Genomic DNA, 18,716 nt, shown 5'->3' on the forward strand with positions numbered 1-18,716 from the left:
GCATGGTGGGATTGCGCTTGGTTCTGAGGGGGTCGGGATGGTGTCGACCGCCAGGAAGGTCGCGCTCTCGGAGGTGCTGTGGCTGGGCGGAGAAGGATTCCGCCCCGGTGAGAGGTGGGGTGAGGCGGTCGGTGCGGGACGGAACGAGTCTGAGTTCACCGGATCCTGGCGTCAAGAGTTTGGATGTGATTCACTGACCCCGGATTGGCTGATGTATCTGAAACATATCGCAAAAGGTGCGTCTCTGCGTCGCTCGGCGACCTCAAGCCCGACGTGGACCGCCGTACCGTCCGGACCGCCGTGACATGGATCGACGGAGAAGTGGACCGACGTGAAAGGGGAGTGCCGGTGACCCGCGCAGCCCACAGCACCGCACCCGCGCCGCAACCCCCGGGCGACGGGGCCGGATACCGTCCCGGCTACGAGGTCGCGGCCGAACGCATCCTCGAGTACCTCGTCCTGGCCGGCCTGGGGCCCGGCGCCCGGCTGCCCACCGAGCAGGACCTGGCCGACCGGGTGGGGATGAGCCGGACCGTGGTCCGCGAGGCGGTGAAGATCCTCTCCGCGCTGGGCCGGCTGTCCGTGTACAAGGGCCGCGGCATCTACGTCGCCCAGCCCGACCAGTCCTCCTGGCAGCACTCCCTGACCCACTTCCTGCCCGCCGATCTGCGTCAGGTCGACGAACTCTTCGAATTCCGGCGCCATTTGGAAACCACCACCGCCCGCCTGGCCGCCGAACGCGCCACTCCCGCCCAGGTCAAAGCCGTACGCGCGGCGGCCCACCAGTCCACCCGTGCCGCCCGGCAGGACGACATCGACGCCTTCAGCCACGCCGACGACACCTTCCACACCGCCATCGCCACCGCCACCAACAACGCCTTCTTCGCAGCCACCATCGACACCCTGCGTCGCCTGCAACATCAGGTCACCGCCCTAGGTCTGGCCGGCCTCGCGGGCGGCTCCCTGCGCGACGCAGCCGCCCAGCACGAAGCCATCGCCCACGCCGTCGCCACCGGCGAACCCACGCACGCGCACACCCTCATGGCCCACCACATCGACCGGACCACGCACCAGTTCCAACGAGAGATCCGGCACCGCATCGCCCCGGGCCACCCCAACGCCTGAACCCCACACCACCACCCATGAAGGACACCCATGCGAATCACCGACGTGACTGTGGAACTGGTCGATCTGCCCGCTCAGCCGCCCTTCCGGTGGCGGGCAGGGTTGCCTGGATCGGAGCCGGCGGTCGTGGGCGGGATCCTGCGGGTCCACACGGACGAAGGCCTGGTGGGCGAGGCGCGCACGAGACGTGGGCTGATCGTCGCCGATCTGGTGAACCGCCGTATACGTGAGGACCTGCTCGGCCGCGACCCGTTGATGCGCGAGCTGCTGTGGCACCGCCTGTGGGAGCTGGACCGCATAGAGGAGCTCCCCATCTACGCGCTCGGCCTGGTCGACGTCGCGCTGTGGGATCTGGCCGGCCTCGCGGCCGGACAGCCGGTCCACCGGCTGCTCGGCCCCTACCGCGAGGCCATCCCCGCCTACGCGAGCACGGTCACCTTCGGCAGCGTCGAGGAGTACCTCGATGTGGCCGACCAGTGTCTGGAGCTCGGCTACTCCGCCATCAAGCTGCACGCGTGGGGAGACCCGCGAGCCGACGCGAACCTGTGCCAGAAGCTGCGGGCCCACGTCGGTGACGACGTCCCGCTCATGTACGACGGCTCGGCCGGGTTCGACCTCGCGGACTCGGTGTACCTCGGCCGCGCACTGTCCGAGGCGGACTACCTGTGGTACGAGGAGCCGATGCGCGAGTTCAGCGTGACCGCCCACCGGTGGCTGGCCGAACAGGTCGACATTCCGCTGCTGGTCGCGGAGACCTCCGACGGCGCGCATTTCAACGCTGGTGACTTCATCATGGCGGGCGCGGCGAGCCGGGTCCGCACCAGCGCGCAGCTCAAAGGCGGGATCACCGGAGCCCTGCGCATCGCGCACCTGGCCGAGAGCTACAACCTGCGGGCCGAGGTGCACGGCAGCGGAGTGGTCAACGCCCACCTGTGCATGGCGATCCCCAACACCACCTACTACGAGTCCCTCGTGTACACCAACCCCGTGCAGCGCGAGCCGGCGGTCGGTGCCGACGGGCTGGTGCGGGCGCCGTCGGCCCCCGGCATCGGCTTCGATCAACCGGGCTGGTGACGCCTTCCGATCGAACCGACAGGGCGGCTCCGGCCCGTCCTTGATGATGACTCAGGTTCCAAGGCCTCAGCACCTCAGCGCCTCGTGGAAAGGAGCCACACCATGCCCGTGCAACGCTTCGCCTCGGTCATACGCCTGCGTGGGGAACTCGAGGCGGAATACCGCGCCTTGCACGCGGCGGCCTGGCCCGAAGTCCTCGCGACCCTCAAGCGCGCCCACATCGGCAACTACTCGATCTTCCTGCGTGACGGGCTGCTCTTCAGCTACCTCGAGTACACCGGCGAGGACTACACGGCCGACACCGCACTCATCGCCGAGTGCCCGGTCACCCGGGACTGGTGGGCCCGTACCGACCCCTGCCAGCGGCCACTGGACAGCGTCGGAGACGGCGAGTGGTGGGCACCTGCCGAAGAAGTCTTCCATCTCGAGTGACATCAGGGGCAAACGGCGGAGGGGCGGACGCCGCTGCGTCCGCCCCTCCGCCGTTTGCCTGCCGCGGGTCACAGACCGTGGACGGGGACAGGCTCAGTCGGATCAGGCTTGACGTGCGACCTTGCCTTTCCTCGTGATCCGCACGGTGACCGACCCACCCGCCGGGACTTCGACCTGCGGCCAATCGAGGAACGCCGTGTACCCGAGGGGGCGGGCCGATTGGCGCGCCGTTTCCGCCAGTACCGACACCCGCGCCGTGTAGGCCGTGTTGTTGGTCAAGCGGACTACGGCGACCTGACGGCTCTCTCTGACATGCTCGGCCTCGACATGATCAAAGGGAATGAGAATTCCTTCCCCGGGCCGCACGTAGATTCCGGGAAGTTCGAGTGCCATCAAGACACCGTTGGTCTCGGTCCAGGAGTTTCTCGTCCTGATGAAATCACCGATGGCGCCCTTGCCCTCGGCATCGCTGGGCTGGATCCGCTCCATGCTCGAACCGATGAGGTAGTCGGTGGTTATGTGCCCCGGCATGTTGACGGCCTCGGCGTGAGCATGCTGGATGTCGCTGATGAGTTCAGCGTACTTCTTGTCCCCAGTAGCTCGATACAGCTTGAACAGGTGGTCGGCGGAGGACGTACAGACACCGGGCGCGGCATGTTTGTTCTGGCTGCTTGCCCAAACGGCGCCGGCCATCCTTCCCTCCAGCCGTGCGATATCACTGCCTGCCGGAAACAGCGGATCGTACGCAAGAGTCCAGGACGAGCACAGAGCGGCCTGGACCTTCGCGCGAATCAGCCATCTCTTCTTTCCGGTGTACTGGTACAGCGCCATGAATGACTCCAGGAGGCCAAAAGCTGTTTCGGAGTCCGCATCCTGTGAAATATCCGCGCACGCTCCGCTGGTGAATCCGCGGGACTTGATGTCGCGCTCATAGTAGAATTCGGCTGCTTCCTCGGCCGCGGCCAACCAGTCCGGACGGTGGAAGTATTCAGCCGCCAGGGAGAGCCCGGCCGGGGCGATGGCGCCGGCCGTCGAGTTGTACACGGCGATGTCGCCCGTTTCGGGCACGATGTACTGACCGAATTCTCCGTGCCTTTGCCAGGTCCGGGTGAATGCTTCGGCCAGACCGGCTGCGGCCAGTTCCCAGGATTCCTTGATGGTGCCGCCGTGCCCTTGCGCCTTCAGGAGCATCACATGCTTGATCAGCCAAAAGAGCACGTCTGCGTTCTTGCGCACCATAGCCTGCACAGCAGGGAAGTCGGGGTGGGCCTTCTCCGATCGGATCTCTCCGTCTTCGCTGATGAAGCCGTAGAAGAATCCGCTTCGCCCCTTCATGCGGGAACAGATGAAGTCCAGCTCATCGGCGACCCTGCCCCGTTCCGTCGGGTCATTCAGAGCCAACATGGGGTAGGTGTTGATCATTCCGCTGACCCAACCCAGTTGAAAGTGCCTGGAGTTTTCCGGCAGGTAGTAGCGTCCTGCCTTGGTCTCTGTGAAATTGCCTCGGCAGATGTTGGTGCCGAGCTCGGCCAGCTTACTCATCGGAAGCAGGTTGCGAGGCGCGGTGGGACCGGTGAGCGACTTTCGCACATCCATGAATTTTTGCAGGACTTCCGGAATTCCTTCGGCATCGAAGGTGAAGACCTGGAAGCGAATCGAAACCGCATCACCGTGAGCCCAGTCCGACGCCCTGTCATCGCTTGTCCGGAAATCGCCGAAACCGGCCACCTGTCGGCGCACAACCGGTGCCGAGATGCTGAATTCACAGCTTTCCCTGCCCGCACTCTCCTCTATCGAGAGTCCACTGTTGCCCAGGCGGGTTCCCTGTTCGGTGAGGACGATCCATCCCTTTTGGAACTTGGGCGAGAAGAAGCTCATCGCCGGGGTGGCAGTACTGAACGTCGCCAGCTCGATCCGCGAAGGCGCCGCAGCGTCGACGGCCAGTCGCGGATTGTTCGACATCGTCAGCGGTGTCCGCGGATTGTAGTACATGTCGGCCGGATAGTCCGGATTGTATCCGTTGCCGATGGTTCGATAGCGATTGCCGTTGTAGATGATTCCGGGAATCATCACGTAGTTGGCGGTCTCCCAGCTCTCGAAGGGGAAATCCACGGAGATCGCGGTCTGTTCCGCCGCCCCCTTCTCCAGGGTGCAGGTCAGGGTGACCTCCCACCCGTGACCATCGGGTACCCGCCGCGTATCCCACTTCAGTTGCCACCGTCGCGGTCCGTCGGTCAGCAGGTCGCCGTCGAATTGCTGGACCCGACGCAGCGTCGTGCCGTCATATTCCCGGATCGATACCAGGAGGGAGCCGTGCAACTCGCGCAGAGCGCGGCTGAGTTCCGCGGCCTGGCCACTGGCTCCGGCAACCCCTGCGTCGAGCGGTTGGGCTCGCGAGACCGTGGGTTCGAGAGCGATCTTCGCTCCAACTCCGGCGGCCGCCAACAAAGAAAGGCAGTTTCTCCTGTCAAGCATTCTGCAACCATCCTTGTGTGCGTGTTCCAGCGAATTGAGTTTCAGATCGATGTCGGTCCAGGCACCGGCACGCCCGGCGGCAGCAGACCCTCGGCACGCAGGGCGAGCCACATCTCCTCGGGGACGGGGTGGTTGATCATCGCGGCGGCGTCCGTCACCTCGGCGGCGCTGCGCGCCCCGAGCAGCACACCGGCGACCGCCAGGTGCCCCAGCGGGAATTGCAGGGCGGCTGCCCGCAGCGGAACCTTGAAGGTCTCGCACAGCGTGCGCAGGGCCAGCGCCCGGTCCAGCAGGTGTGCCGGGGCCGGTACGTAGTCGAAGGTCGCGCCCGGCTGGGGATCGGCGAGGAGGCCCGAGTTGAACACCCCGCCGACCAGCACGGACACTCCGCGTTGCGCCGCCAGCGGCAGCAGTGCGGCCAGAGCGCTCTGGTCGAGCAGGGAGTAGCGGCCGGCCAGCAGGACCACGTCGATGTCGGTGTCGCAGACGAAGCGTGTCGGCATTGCGGTCTGGTTCATACCGACGCCGATCGCGCCGATCGTGCCCTCCGCGCGCATCCGCTCCAGCTCGGGGTAGGCGCAGTCGAAGGCTTCGCGCTCGTGGCCGTCCGGGTCGTGCAGGTAGACGGTGTCCACGCGGTCGAGGCCGAGCCGGGCGAGGCTCTCCTCGACGCTGGTTCGTACACCTCGGGCGCTGAAGTCCCACACCCGTTCGTGGGTGGCAGGGACGGCGAAGCCGTTCGCCAGGTCGTCGCCGGGCAGTCCGGCACGTGCGCGCAGCAGGCGGCCGACCTTGGTGGACAGCGTGAACTGCGCACGTGGCCGGGTACGCAGTGCGTCCCCCAGCCGGCGCTCGGACAGGCCGAGTCCGTAGTGCGGAGCGGTGTCGAACGCACGGATGCCGCAGTTCCAGGCGGTCTCGACGGTGGCGGCCGCGTCCTCGTCACTGACCGAGTGAAACAGGTTCCCCAGGGCGGCGGCACCCAGTGACAGTGCGTCGACGGCGGTGGCGGTGTGCACGGGTGCTGTGGGGTGCATGCGGTGAGAAGTGCCTCTCGCTGAAGGGGCGTGAACGGACGTGAAAGGACGTGAAGGGGCGCGAGTGTCCGAAGTCCACGACATGTGACGAGGGGCGGGGCTTGCGTCGGTTTCCGCCCCGCCCTGTCACATGCCCAGCCGTACCGCCCGGTCTCACCCCTTCGTCGCTCCTCCTGTGAGGCCCTTGACGAACTGCTTCTGGAAGGCCAGGTAGAAGACGAGGATGGGCAGTGTCGCCAGGAACATGAAGGCGAAGACCGAGCCGAAGTCCGACTGGTGTTCGCCGATGGCACGGTAGATGCCGACAGTCACCGTGGTGCCTGCCGCAGGGCCAAGGACGATCAGCGGGTTGAGGAAGTCGTTCCAGATCCAGACGCCGAGGAAGATCACCACGCTGGCCGAGGCCGGGCGCATCAGCGGGAAGACCACCTGCCAGAAGGCGCGGAACGCTCCGGCTCCGTCGATCGCCGCGGCTTCTTCGAGCTCTCGGGGGATCGTCTTGGCGAAGCCCGCGAAGACGAACACCCCGAACGGCATGTAGTAGCCGACGTACGCCAGGACCAGTCCGGGCACGCTGCTCATCAGCCCCAGTGTGCGCAGGACTTCGGTGATCGGGGTGAGGATCACCGCGGGCGGCACCATGAGGCCGCAGAGCAGGACGACCATGATGACCTTGGACAGGGCGCCGGTCGACCGGGCCAGGTAGTGGCCGAGCATGGCGGAGATCGCGGTGATGACGAGGATGGAGATCACGGTGACCTCCGTGCTGTTGACCAGCCCGTACCAGAAGAGGTGGTCCGGGCGCGTCAGCACGCTCTGGATGTTGTCCAGGGTCGGTGGGACCGGGAGGCCGACCGGGTTCGACACGATCGCCGAACCGTCCTTGAACACGTTGACCAGCACGAGGTAGATCGGCAGGAAGAACAGCAGTCCGGCGAGGAGCGCGACGACCGGACGTATCCACGCCCTTGATCCACCCCTGTTCATGTTCGCGTTCAGGTCCGGGTTCATCTTCGTTTTCGTGCTCATGCGGACACCTCGCGTTTCTGCAGCCACCCGAGCGCGATCACGGAGACGATCGCGACCAGGATCAGCATCGCCACGGCCATCGCGGAGGCGTAGCCGACGTGGTTGCCGTTGAACGCGGTCTGGATCACCTGGAAGGCGAGGGTGGATGTGGTGCCGGGGCCGGGGCCGCCGTTGGTGAGCACCTGGATCTGGTCGTAGGCCTTGAATCCGCCGATCAGTGACATGACCGTGTTGATGGTGACGGCAGGTGCCAGCATCGGCCAGGTGACGTGGCGGAACCGCATCAGTGGTCCGCAGCCGTCGATGGCCGCAGCTTCGTGCAACTCCTGCGGGATTCCCTGCAGTCCGGCCAGGTAGATCACCACGCAGAAGCCGAGCCCCTGCCAGGCGATGACCCATGAGACCGTGTAGAGGGCGAGGCTCGGGTCGGAGAGCCAGCCCGGCGGATGGCTCACCCCCAGCTGCCGCAGCATGGAGTTGAGCAGGCCGTCGTCGACGAGGATCGCCTGCCAGATGACGCTGACCACCACGGCGCTCAGCACGACAGGCACGAAGAACACGCTGCGCAGAGCGTTGTACAGCCAGCCGCGCCGGTCGAGCAGCAGGGCGATCGCCAGGCCGCCGGCGTTGGTCACCAGCGTCACGATCACGGTGATGACGACGGTGTTCTGCAGTGCTTTGAGGAAATCGTCGTCGGAGAACAGGCTCGTGAGGTTGGACAGGCCCACCCACCCGGTCGGCGGGTTGAAGGGGTTCTTGTTGGTGAGGCTGTAGCCGGCGGTCATGCCGATCGGCACCAGGACGAGGGCCAGGTAGGCGAGCAGTCCGGGAGCCGCGAAGAGAGCGAAGCGGCCCGGTCCGCCGTTCGGCCGGAAGCGCCGGGACGGTCGCGACGGCCGCCGCGCGGGGATGTCCTGTGGTCGGACCGCTGCCGTGTCCTTCACCTCGGGCGCGGCGGCGGAACCCTCCGGTCGGGTCAGGGTACGTATGCGCATTATCGGGTGGCCTTGTCCCACTGCTCGTCCATGTAGGCACCGAACTGACGGGCTGTCATGCGGCCACCGAGGAGATTCTGCACGCCGGCCGCGGCCTTGTCGGCCAGGCCGGGCGGCAGGGAGCCGTCACCGGTCTCCTGGGAGAACGAGTTGACGATCCCGTCGTCCTTCTGGGCCTGCCGATACGCCGCCACGGTCTTCTTGTAGACGGGGCCCATGGTGCTGGGCGGGCTGTAGCCCTTGATGTCGATGATGAGCCCGTCGGCCTTGACGGCGGCGTCCAGGTTCTTCTGGTCCTCCATGAAGGCCTTGGCCCACTTCTTGGCCAGGGGAACATCGGACGCCTTGGAGCTCACCGTCATCCCGCCGCCGAGGACGCCCGGGAGTGCCGGGGCCCCCTGGTCCGTGGGCCACGCGAAGACGCCCGTGTCGAAGTCCGGCTTCTTCGTGTCGGCCGAGGCGGAGAACCAGCTGCCCATCGGATACATCGCGCCCTTTCCGTCACGGAAGGCCTGTTCGGTGTCCGCGTAGGAGCGGGAAAGGCCGGCGCGGTCGATGTATCCCTTGTCCGCGAGGCCGGCGACCTTCTGGGCGGCGGCGACGAACGCCGGGTCGGTGAACGTGACCTTGCCCTTGGCGCGTTGGGACAGCCAGTCCGGTGTCTTCTTGTAGACGTCGGTGGCCACCGTGCAGATCAGCGGGAACATGTCGGCCCAGGAATCCTTGCCGCCACCGCCGACCACGAAGGGGTTGATGCCCTTCTTCTTCAACTTGGCGCTGTCGTCCAGCAGTTCAAGGTAGGTGTGGGGCGGTGTGTCGATGCCGGCCGCCGCGAAGTCCTTCGTGTTGTAGTAAACGAGCGTTGTCTGGGCGGCGTAGGGCAGTTGGTAGACCTTGCCGTCGTAGGTGTTGGCGCGGGGGTTCTCGTACGTCTCGAGTTCCTTGTCCGTCCACGGTGACAGCTTGCCCGCCTCGGCGAATCCGGCGGGGTTCAGGCCGATCATGACGTCCGGGAACTGGCCCGTGCTGTCGAGCTGCTTCGCGTACCCGGTGCGGTCGGCGCTGGGCGACACGAGCTTCTTGATCGTCACCCCGGGCACCTTCGCCGAGGCGCGGGCGATCGCGGCGTCCCAGTACTTCGCGTCCAGGTTGGGCGTTTCGAAGGTGAGGAATGTCAGGGTGACCTTGCCGCCGTCGCCCTTGGACGCACTCGTGCCGGAACTGCCGGCCGTGCACCCGGCCAGGAGGAGAGTAGCTGCGAGGGCGGCGGTTCTCGTGAGTATCGGATTGCGCATCATGTCCAACTTCCCCTACCCGTCGTTGTCCGGGGGCGGTACCGAGTCGCTGTCTTGTTCGTACCGAGACGAGAGAGGGAATCCCGCTGCCGACCGTCCACCGAATCCTTCACATGGTTCAGACTCTTCCCAGAGTCCTGCTGCTCCCGGGGGCGATCGCTTGTCCTCAGCGCTCGCCCCTCAGGGCACCTTGGGGTATGGAAGTCCGCGCACGACAGCATGTCAAGAGATGAGACGGAGTTATTGCCTGAGTCAGGGCGGTAATAGATCTGATACATGCCGGTAGTGTTTCGCCGGACCCTACGGATGCGCTTCGCAGGGACGAGGCGCGTCGGTGGCGCGGTTCACGACCCCGGCAACGAATCGACCGCCCCGTCGCCCGGTCGTTTGCGGTGTGGGCGGCGGGGCGGGGAGGCGGGGCGCTACTGATCGAGGCTGTCGTCCGCGGTCACGCCCCGTCCCGGCCGGCGGGAGCGGCGGGAGCGGCGGGAGCGGCGAAAATGCGATTGCGGATCTCTCGCTGGACCTGGAGTTCCGTCGTGTCGATATGGCGGGCCATGAGGGCGGCGGCCTGTTCCTGCTCACCGGCCCCGATCGCTTCCAGGATCGCCAGGTGCTGCTCCGCGGCCCCGGCGAGTGATCCCGGTGCGGAGTCGGCCAGGGCCACGATGGTGACCTGTCGCTGCAGCTGCTGGATCGCGTCGACCAGGCTGGAGAGGAATGCGTTCCCCGCTGCTGCGCCGATCGCCTGATGGAACTCCGCATCGGCTCGGCCGAACGACTCGTGGTCGTCGCGCTCGGCGGCCTCCGCCGAGCGCTGCGCCGCTTCGCGGATCGCCCTGAGCTGAACCGGAGTGGCCCGCGCGGCCGCGAGCCCACTGGTCTCGGCCTCGGTGAAGCGCCGGAACTCGAACAGTTCGCCGACGCGGCTCGGGTCGGTCGGCAGGAACCGGGAGAACGTGTCGGACCACAGGTCGTTCCTGGGATGCGCCACGAAAATGCCGCGCCCCTTCTCCACCGAGAGCCTCCCGAGGGCCGAGAGGATCTTGACGCCCTCTCGCACCACCGTCCTGCTCATGTCCACTTCGGCCGCCAGATCCTTCTCCGTCGGCAGTCGGTCGCCGGGCCCCATCCCCTGCCGGGCGACGTACTCCAGGATGCGCTCCGCCGCGACCTCGTAGCCGGGGCGGTAGGGAGCCGCCTCCGTCTCCGTCTCCGATGCCGCGGACGCGGGCCGGGAAGATCCAGTCATGTTGCTCCATGTATCCGATGCATGCCGTCACGAAATGCCAAGTGCTGGGCCCCCAAGATACCTCCCGGGCCGCCCGTTCAGGGGTGCTCGGACCGCCGCACGGAGCACCCGCACCATCGGGAATAGATCCGAACTAAGGCTTGACGGTCCCTTCCGTGCCGTGCACGCTAGACCGCACTTGTGCTGCGGTAGTTACACAGGAGAAGCAAGCGTACTTCCCTGAACGGGCAGGCCTATGGGCTCTCCGGCTCACGACCGTCCGCCGATCCCGCTCCCGGAACAGCGCGACCCATCCCCGCTGAAGAATACGAACTATCCAGGTGGCCTCGTTCGTCGCTCGACGCTTGCCGGTCTTGCGCCCCTCTGTGCTGTTCACGGGCGGTTGATCAGCGATCCCGCGCGTCATCGAGAGTCACTTCACCTAGGAGGACATGTGGACAGGCGTCGCTTTCTGGTTGCCGGCGGCTTGAGTTCGGCCACGGCCGTGGTCATGGCCGCCGGCCCCGCGCATGCCGCGCGAACGGCCAGGACCAGGACGTCCCCGACGCTACGGATCGAGGCGGGCTTCCTGTCGGTGGGCATCAGCGGCTCCGGGTACGTGGACAGCCTGGTGGACCTGCGCGACGGCACCGACCACCTGGCCGAGGACACCCCCGTGCCGCTGGTCAGCGTGGTGGCCGACGGCAAACACGTGGTTCCCGCGAAGGTGCGGGTCGTCTCGCGTGACCGGGCGCACCACCGGCAGGTCCTGGAGTTCGTCGGCGAGAGTGTGACGATCCAGGTGGAGGCCGTCGGGTTTGCCACGCATTCCACACTTGAAGTTGTCGGCCTGACGGCCGCCTCGGGTGTGGATGTGCAGACGCTGCTGTGGGGTCCGCTGCCGACGACGCTCGACGACACCATCGGCGAGACGGCCGGTGTGGTCGCCGACTCCGATTTCGTCATGGGGGTCCGGCCGCTGAACGACAAGACGGTGGGCGGGTGGCCGAACGAGCATCTGGCGTACGGGTTCGGTCCCGATCTCGTCTGGAATCCGTACGGGCTCCAGACCGGCGCGAAGGACGAGTGGCTGGCGAGCAACGTCGCCGCGAAGACCACGTGGGGCAGCGTCCTGCGCGCCACCACCTACGACTACAGCAAGGTACGGGTCCGGCAGCGCACCAACGGTTACGAGATCCCGCTCGGCCCGCTGCCCGCGCCCGAGGGCCGGATCGTCGGGTCGAAGATCGCCCTGTTCGGCAGTGCGCCGGATCTCGCTCTGACCGTGCTCAGCCAGATCGCCAAGGAGCACGACCAGGCGTACCCCACCCTGGACGGCCAGTGGCAGAAGGTGGCCCAGCGCACCTCGCAGACCCACTTCTGGGTCCACGACCTCAACACCGGCAACGTCACCGCGGCCGCCGGGCTCGCCGCGCAGGCCGGGGTGCGGAACATCTACGCGATCAGCGGCAACGGGCCTTGGGTGTCGCACGGGCACTACCAGTTCAACGGTTCCTTCGGCGGATCGGACGCGGCGGCCGCCCAGTTGGTGGCCGCAGCGGCGAAGGAGGGCATCGAGGTCGGGGTGCACACCCTGTCCACCTTCATCGATGCCAACGACCCGTACGTGAAGGCGCCGGCCGATCCACGGCTCGCGGTGGGCGGCTCCGCCCGGCTCACCCGCCCGCTGGCCGGGTCGGACACCACACTGTACGTGGATGCCAGCGGCCTGCTGGCCTTCGGCGTCGACGGTCAACGGCTGCGCATCGGCGAAGAGTTCATCACCTACGGTTCCGTCACCAAGGTCAGCAACACCGAGTGGCAGGTCGGCGGCCTGAGCCGGGCACAGTGGTCCTCGGCCGCCAACGACCACCCGGCCGGTACCACCGTCGCCCGGCTCATCCAGAACGGCTACGGCGGCGCGCTGGCCGGTCTGCCGATCACCGACGAGATCGCGACCCGGCTGGCCACCGCCTACAACACCAGCGGCGTCCACGCCACGTCCTACGACGGGCTTGAAGGCACCGGCTACAACGGCTGGGGCGGCTACGGCTTCGCACGGCTCGTCAACGGCGTCCACCGGCAGGTCACCACCAAGAACTTCATCACCGAGTGCAGCAACCTCGCGTCGAACACCTGGGACGCGCAGTCCAGGGCGAGCTGGGGTGAGATCGGCCCCACGAGCTACGCCCAGATCATCCGCAGCAACACCTTCTACCGGGCGAACTACCTGCCCGGGATGATGGGCCAGCAGGGGCTCTCGGGCGGCGACGCCCTGCAGAAGATCGAGGACACCCTGGCGCACGCGGCATCCCTCGACGCCGGCATCAACTTCGAGACCAGCGTGAGCAGTCTCCAGTCCGGGCAGAACACCGCAGTGCTGCTTGCCGCCGTCCGGATGTGGGAGTCCGCCCGAGCATCCGGCGCGTTCACTGCCGAGCAGAAGAAGCAGCTGGGCGTTGCGAGCAGGCACTGGCACCTGAGCGAGGTCACGCCGGACGCCGAGTGGACGCTGCAGGAGATGGACACGTCCGGTCAGCCGATCGGTGACCCGCAGTCGGTCAAGGCCCCGACGCCGGGTTTCGCCACGTCGGAGCCTACGGACGCCCGGGTCGGAAAGCTGTACGCCTTCAAGGTGACCTCGACGACTCCGCGGACCATCCGCTACGAGGTCACCGACGGCCGCCTCCCGCGCGGCCTGACCCTCAACCAGGACACCGGTGGCATCACCGGAATCCCGACTGCCACCGGCACCAGCAAGTTCACCGTCACAGCAAAGAACGGCGGGATCGTCGCCGACGCGAGGACCACCTACAAGGTGACGACCCGGCCCTGACCGCTGCCGTGCCCCGGCCTCGGTCGGGGCACGGCACGGCCGGCACCTGCTCCCCGTCGCGTCACCCGCACGAACCTCCAGGAACGAATCCATCGAGAACGCTTGGAGTTTCATATGAGAGTGCGTCCAAGACAGCTGTTGTGCCTTCTCGCGCTGATGGTCTCCTTGCTCGCCCTCGCCGCCCCCGCCACACCGGCGAGCGCCGCCCCCGACCAGGTCAACGCGAAACCCGCAGTGGTGCCCGCCCTCCAGAAGTGGCAGGGCCGCACCGGATTCTTCGAGCTGAGCCGGTACAGCCGCATCGTGTTCGCCGGAGCGCACCGCGACCGTCTCCGCGATCAACTCGCCACCCTCCCCGACGAGATCGAGCAGGTCACGGGGCTCAAGCCGACCCTGTCGCCGCGTCACCCGCACAGCGGCGACATCGTGCTTTCGATCGATCCCACCCTGCCCGAAGCGGTGGACAGCGCCCGTTTCGAGGAAGAGGGCTACACCTTCACGGCCACCGGCAAGAACGTGCGGATCACCGCGCCGACCGCGAAGGGCGTCTACTTCGGTACCCGTACGCTCCTGCAGATCCTGCTGCTCGACGACGGCCGTGACTCCGTCCCCGTGGGTACCGCCGTGGACTGGCCGAACTACAAGGTGCGGGGCTTCACGCTGGATGTCGGGCGGCGCTTCTTCACTGCGGACTTCATTCGTGACTACATCCGCCTCATGGGCTGGTTCAAGCTCAACGAGTTCCAGATCCACCTCAACGACAACGGGTTCAAGGGTGACCGGCCCTGGAGCGAGGCCCAGGCCGGCTTCCGGCTCAAGACCGACAACCCCGCGCTGTCCGGCCTGGCCTCGAAGGACGGGGCGTACGACCGGCACGACTGGGACTCCTTCGAGGACACCGCCGCCGCCAACGGCGTCACGCTCGTCCCCGAGTTCGACGCCCCCGCCCATTCGCTCGCGTTCATCCGGTTCAAGCCGTCCCTGGGCCTCAACAACGGCGACTCCGACCACCTGGATCTGTCCAAGCCGGAGACCACCGCGTTCATGAAGTCGGTGTTCGACGAGTTCACGCCGTGGTTCCGCGGCCCGGACGTGCACTTCGGCGCCGACGAGTACCGGTCGGACAAGCCCCGCTACAAGACCTACTTCAACGAGATCGCCGCCCACATCCGCACGCTCGGCAAGCATCCGCGCGCCTGGGGCAGCCTGTCCCTGATGACGTCCGACACCGAGGGCTTCGACCGCGACGTCACCCTCAACAGCTGGAACAACTCGTGGTACGGCCCGCAGGCCGCCAAGAAGGACGGCTACTCGTTCATCAACACCAACGACGCCCTGCTCTACATCGTCCCGTTCGCGAGCTACTACCACGGACACGGCCTGGACGGTAAGTACCTCTACGACAACTGGGAACCCAACGTCTTCCCCGACGGTCAGAGCGTCGCGCCGAAGGACCCCCAGCTCCTCGGAGCCATGTCCTCGGTGTGGAACGACCTGACCACGTCCAGCTACACCGAACTCGACGTGCACGAACTGGTCGAGCCCACCTTCGGCGTCCTCGCGCAGAAGATGTGGAGCGGCCCCGACTCGGGTGTTTCGTTCAGCGATTTCATGTCGACCGTGCGCAAGCTCGGCGTGGGTACGGGGCTGACCGAGGTCGCCACGACACTCGCCACCCCGGCCAACAGTGAGCTGAGCGCGGGCAAGCCGGCGTCCGCGTCCGCGGGCACGGCCGACGCGGCGTTCGACGGGGTGAGCACCACCAAGTGGCAGAGCGGCCCGGGAGATCACGCCTGGCTCCGCGTGGACCTCGGCCGCCCCGAGATCGTCACCAGGGCCGACCTGGACTGGGCGCCCGCACACGGCCGTGACTACGCGATCCAGGTGTCCGGCGACGGTACGACCTGGAGCACGGTCGCCCGCCGCACGGACCGCGCGTCCGCGGGATCCGACACGCTCGCCTTCGTACCGGTCACCGCCCGGTACGTGCGTCTCGTCGGCACCGAAGCGGCCCGCAAGCAGGACGGCTTCGCGCTGTGGAGCATGCGCGTCTTCGACGCAGCGGATCTGGCGCTGCACCGGCCGACCACCGCGTCGTCGTCCGAAGTGCCCAGCCTGGGACCGGAGAATGCCACCGACGGTGACCCGGTGAGCCGCTGGGCCAGTGCCTACCGTGACGGCGAGTGGATCCAGGTGGACCTGGGCCAGATACAGACGGTCCGCCGCGTCCTGCTCGACTGGGAGACGGCGTCCGGAAAGGACTACGACATCCAGGTCTCCGACGACGGGACGAACTGGAAGACAGCCGCCGCCGTCCGGGACAAGCCCGCGGGCGCCCGCGTGGACGACCTCACCTTCGCTCCCGTGCCGGGCCGGTACATCCGCATGCAGGGCATCAAGCGCACGTCGTCCTTCGGCTACTCGCTCCGGCGCCTCGAGGTCCGGGCCGCGAGCCCGGCGACGAACCTCCCGCGCCGCTGAGACGTGGTGCCGGCCGATGACGGAGCCGGCCGGCACCACTGCACAACCGGTTGCACCGTCCACGTAGAACACGAGACATATCGACGCATGCCGATTTGGAGGAATCGTGGACAGAAGAAACTTCCTGATCGTCGGTGGTGTCAGTTCGCTGGCGCTGATCGCGACGCCGGCCCTCGCCCAGCCGGCAGCAGCAGGGCCGGCGTTCACGGAGCAGGCCGGCCGCCCGTTGCGGATCAGGGCGGGATTCCTGTCGCTGGGTCTCGACCCGACAGGCCGGGTCGTCGAACTGAAGGACATACGCACGGGAACCGACCATTTGTCGGCGGGCAAGTCGCTCCCCCTGGTGTCCGTCGTCCTGGGCGACGGAAAGCAGGACGCCCCCACCCAGGTGAAGGTCTCCCGGCGGGACCGGCACGTGCTGGTGTTCAGCGGCGACCGGGCGACGGTCGAGGTCGAGGTCGTCAACCACGCGACGCACGCGACGCTTGAAATCGTCGGTCTGGACGCCGCACCGGGCGTGGACGTGCGCACCCTGCTGTGGGGGCCGCTGACCACCAGCGTCACCGACACCGTCGGCGAGGCCGTCGGTGTGGTCCGCGACAGCGGCTTCGCCCTCGGCATCACCCCGCTCAACGACAAGACCGTCGGCGGCTGGCCCAAGGAGTTCGACGCGTACGGGTTCGGCTCGGAGGTGAAGTCGAAGCCGTACGGGGAGGCCGGGACGCAGAACGAGTGGGGCGCCGCGGCGAAGACGTCGTGGGGCAGCATTCTGCGCGCCTACTCCTACGACTACAGCACCGTAAGGACCCGCGAGGACGGCATCCGGATCGGTCCGCTGCCGGGCTTCGAAGGCCGGATCCTCGGATCGAAGCTGGCCGTGTACGGCAGCACCCCTGACCTCGTGCTCACCGTGCTCAGCCAGATCGCGCAGGGCGAGCACCTGCCGTACCCGACCATCGACGGGCAGTGGCAGAAGGCGGCCCGGGCGACCCGGCAGCCGTTCCTGGCCTTGTCGTCCCTCGGCACCTCGAACCTGTCCGACGCCATGAAGTTCGCGAAGCAGGCGGGCATCAAGAACGTCTACTCCGTGCAGGGCGCGGCCGGTCCCTGGAAGTCGACGGGGCACTACCAGTTCAACAGCGGCTTCGGCGGCTCGGACGCCGCCGCGGCGCAACTGGTGGCGACCGCCGCCGCGGGCGGCATGCGCGTCGGCGTGCACACCCTGTCCAACTTCATCCAGGCCAGTGACCCGTACATCTCTCCCGCACCGGCCGACAAGCGTCTCACGGTCGGCGCGACCGTGCAGCTGACCCGCGCTCTGTCCGCGTCGGACACGACCCTGTACGCCGACGGAGACTCCGGGGGCGGCGGTCATGTCATCGGCCGCAGGCTGCGCATCGGCGACGAGTTCCTCACGTACTCCGGTGTGACGCAGGCCGGCGCCGGCGAGTGGCAGTTCACCGGCGTCGGCCGGGCGCAGTGGGGATCGGCCGCGGCGGCCCACCCCGCCGGCGCCGATGCCACCCGGGTCAGCGAGAACCAGTACGGCGGAGCGCGAGGCGACCTGCCGGTCATCGACGAGATCGCCACCCGCCTCGCCACCATGGCCAACACCACCGGTGTACGGAGCATCTCCTACGACGGACTGGAGGAGGTGTCCTGGAGCGGCTGGCGCGGCCAGGGCTTCGCCCACCTGGTCAACGGGATCTACCGTCGGCTCGACTCCCGGGACGGCTTCATCTGCGAGGCCTCCAACCCGTCGTCCAACTCGTGGTACGCCCAGTCGCGGATCAGCTGGGGCGGCATCGGCTGGTCCGACTCCAACTATGCCCAGGTGACGAGGAACAACGACTTCTACCGGGCCAACTTCCTTCCTGCCATGGGTGGTTCACTGCCGATCGAAGGAGGTACGAGCACGCTCGGTGTCGAGCACAACCTGGCCCTCGGCGCATCGGTCGGGGCGAACTTCGGCTGGTTCGAGACGAGCACGGACAGTCTCGCCAAGGGATCCAACACCGCGGCGGTCCTCACCGCGGTACGGATCTGGAACTCCGCCATCGAGGCCGGTGCCTTCACGCCCGCCCAGCAGCAGCTCATGACCGACGAGAAGAAGAACTGGCACCTGAGCGAGATGACCGAGGGGAAGGAGTGGTCGCTGCAGGAACTGGACTCGTCCGGCAGTCCGGTCGGCCAGGCTCAGTCGGTGCAGGCGCCGAAGCCCGGTTTCACGACACCGGAGCCGACCGACGGCCGCGTGGGTGAGCTGTACGCGTTCAAGGTCACCTCCAGCTCGCCCCGGACGGTCCGGTACGAGGTCACATCCGGCGCGCTGCCCGCCGGACTGAGTCTGAACAAGGACACCGGCGGCATCACCGGAGTCCCCACCGCCCCGGGCACCAAGCGGTTCACGATCACCGCGCGCAACAACGGCATCATGCCCGACGCGGAGGTCACGTACAGCCTGCAGATCACTCGCGGCTGACAACGGCCTCGGTCGGTCCCTGACCGCTGAAAACAGTCAGGGCCACGATGGAGGTGTGACGAAACGCCTCAGCGCTGCTCTTCGAAGGCGTCCGGAGAGATGTCGTGGCCCCGGCTCGCCTGGTTCTTGTGCGCCGACACCGTGATCGCGACCCACCACCCCGTCCGCCCGCTCCGGGCTCCCACACGTCTCCACTACGGAGGAGTTCATGACCACGAGTGCTG

12 protein-coding genes are annotated in these 18,716 nt (G+C 67.3%); 6 read left to right on the forward strand and 6 right to left on the reverse strand.

The window, feature by feature from the left end; genetic code table 11:
* The first annotated feature begins 348 nt into the window (after window positions 1–348).
* The 3 genes from ACIRP2_RS27180 (at window position 349) to ACIRP2_RS27190 (ending at window position 2,631) form a co-directional block, all read left to right on the forward strand.
* Window positions 349–1,125, forward strand: a complete 777-nt coding sequence (locus ACIRP2_RS27180) for a FadR/GntR family transcriptional regulator (RefSeq protein WP_404254647.1) — start codon at window positions 349–351, stop codon at window positions 1,123–1,125.
* Between the two features lie 30 nt (window positions 1,126–1,155).
* Window positions 1,156–2,199 (forward strand): enolase C-terminal domain-like protein, encoded by a 1,044-nt coding sequence (locus tag ACIRP2_RS27185; RefSeq protein WP_404254649.1) that lies wholly within the window; start codon window positions 1,156–1,158, stop codon window positions 2,197–2,199.
* Between the two features lie 102 nt (window positions 2,200–2,301).
* Entirely contained in the window at window positions 2,302–2,631 is a 330-nt protein-coding gene (locus ACIRP2_RS27190; RefSeq protein WP_404254651.1) for an L-rhamnose mutarotase, read from the forward strand.
* Between the two features lie 102 nt (window positions 2,632–2,733).
* On the opposite strand, the gene ACIRP2_RS27195 is transcribed toward ACIRP2_RS27190, so the two are convergent.
* The 6 genes from ACIRP2_RS27195 to ACIRP2_RS27220 all read right to left on the reverse strand — a co-directional run bounded on the left by ACIRP2_RS27195 (window position 2,734) and on the right by ACIRP2_RS27220 (window position 10,714).
* A complete protein-coding gene (locus ACIRP2_RS27195; protein WP_404254653.1) occupies window positions 2,734–5,106 on the reverse strand; it encodes a hypothetical protein in 2,373 nt (790 codons plus the stop codon).
* A 41-nt stretch (window positions 5,107–5,147) separates the two neighbouring features.
* Window positions 5,148–6,143: an aldo/keto reductase gene (locus ACIRP2_RS27200; RefSeq protein WP_404254655.1), complete on the reverse strand. Its 996-nt coding sequence runs from the start codon at window positions 6,141–6,143 to the stop codon at window positions 5,148–5,150.
* Between the two features lie 153 nt (window positions 6,144–6,296).
* Window positions 6,297–7,130, reverse strand: a complete 834-nt coding sequence (locus ACIRP2_RS27205) for a carbohydrate ABC transporter permease (RefSeq protein WP_404255115.1) — start codon at window positions 7,128–7,130, stop codon at window positions 6,297–6,299.
* A 38-nt stretch (window positions 7,131–7,168) separates the two neighbouring features.
* The gene (locus tag ACIRP2_RS27210) at window positions 7,169–8,167 is read right to left on the reverse strand and encodes a carbohydrate ABC transporter permease (protein WP_404254657.1); all 999 of its coding nucleotides are present in this window, start codon (window positions 8,165–8,167) and stop codon (window positions 7,169–7,171) included.
* Window positions 8,167–9,465, reverse strand: a complete 1,299-nt coding sequence (locus ACIRP2_RS27215; RefSeq protein WP_404254659.1) for an ABC transporter substrate-binding protein — start codon at window positions 9,463–9,465, stop codon at window positions 8,167–8,169. The genes ACIRP2_RS27210 and ACIRP2_RS27215 overlap by 1 nt, the downstream gene beginning before the upstream one ends.
* A 445-nt stretch (window positions 9,466–9,910) precedes the next feature.
* A complete protein-coding gene (locus ACIRP2_RS27220) occupies window positions 9,911–10,714 on the reverse strand; it encodes a FadR/GntR family transcriptional regulator (protein WP_404254661.1) in 804 nt (267 codons plus the stop codon).
* A 466-nt stretch (window positions 10,715–11,180) separates the two neighbouring features.
* On the opposite strand from ACIRP2_RS27220, the gene ACIRP2_RS27225 reads away from it, so the two are divergent.
* The 3 genes from ACIRP2_RS27225 to ACIRP2_RS27235 all read left to right on the forward strand — a co-directional run bounded on the left by ACIRP2_RS27225 (window position 11,181) and on the right by ACIRP2_RS27235 (window position 18,492).
* A complete protein-coding gene (locus tag ACIRP2_RS27225) occupies window positions 11,181–13,529 on the forward strand; it encodes an Ig domain-containing protein (RefSeq protein WP_404254663.1) in 2,349 nt (782 codons plus the stop codon).
* A gap of 120 nt (window positions 13,530–13,649) precedes the next feature.
* Entirely contained in the window at window positions 13,650–16,010 is a 2,361-nt protein-coding gene (locus tag ACIRP2_RS27230; protein ID WP_404254665.1) for a discoidin domain-containing protein, read from the forward strand.
* A gap of 106 nt (window positions 16,011–16,116) precedes the next feature.
* Window positions 16,117–18,492 (forward strand): Ig domain-containing protein, encoded by a 2,376-nt coding sequence (locus ACIRP2_RS27235; RefSeq protein WP_404254667.1) that lies wholly within the window; start codon window positions 16,117–16,119, stop codon window positions 18,490–18,492.
* The last annotated feature ends 224 nt before the right edge of the window (window positions 18,493–18,716 follow it).

This window comes from Streptomyces sp. NPDC101194, from assembly GCF_044767885.1.
Classification (GTDB): domain Bacteria; phylum Actinomycetota; class Actinomycetes; order Streptomycetales; family Streptomycetaceae; genus Streptomyces.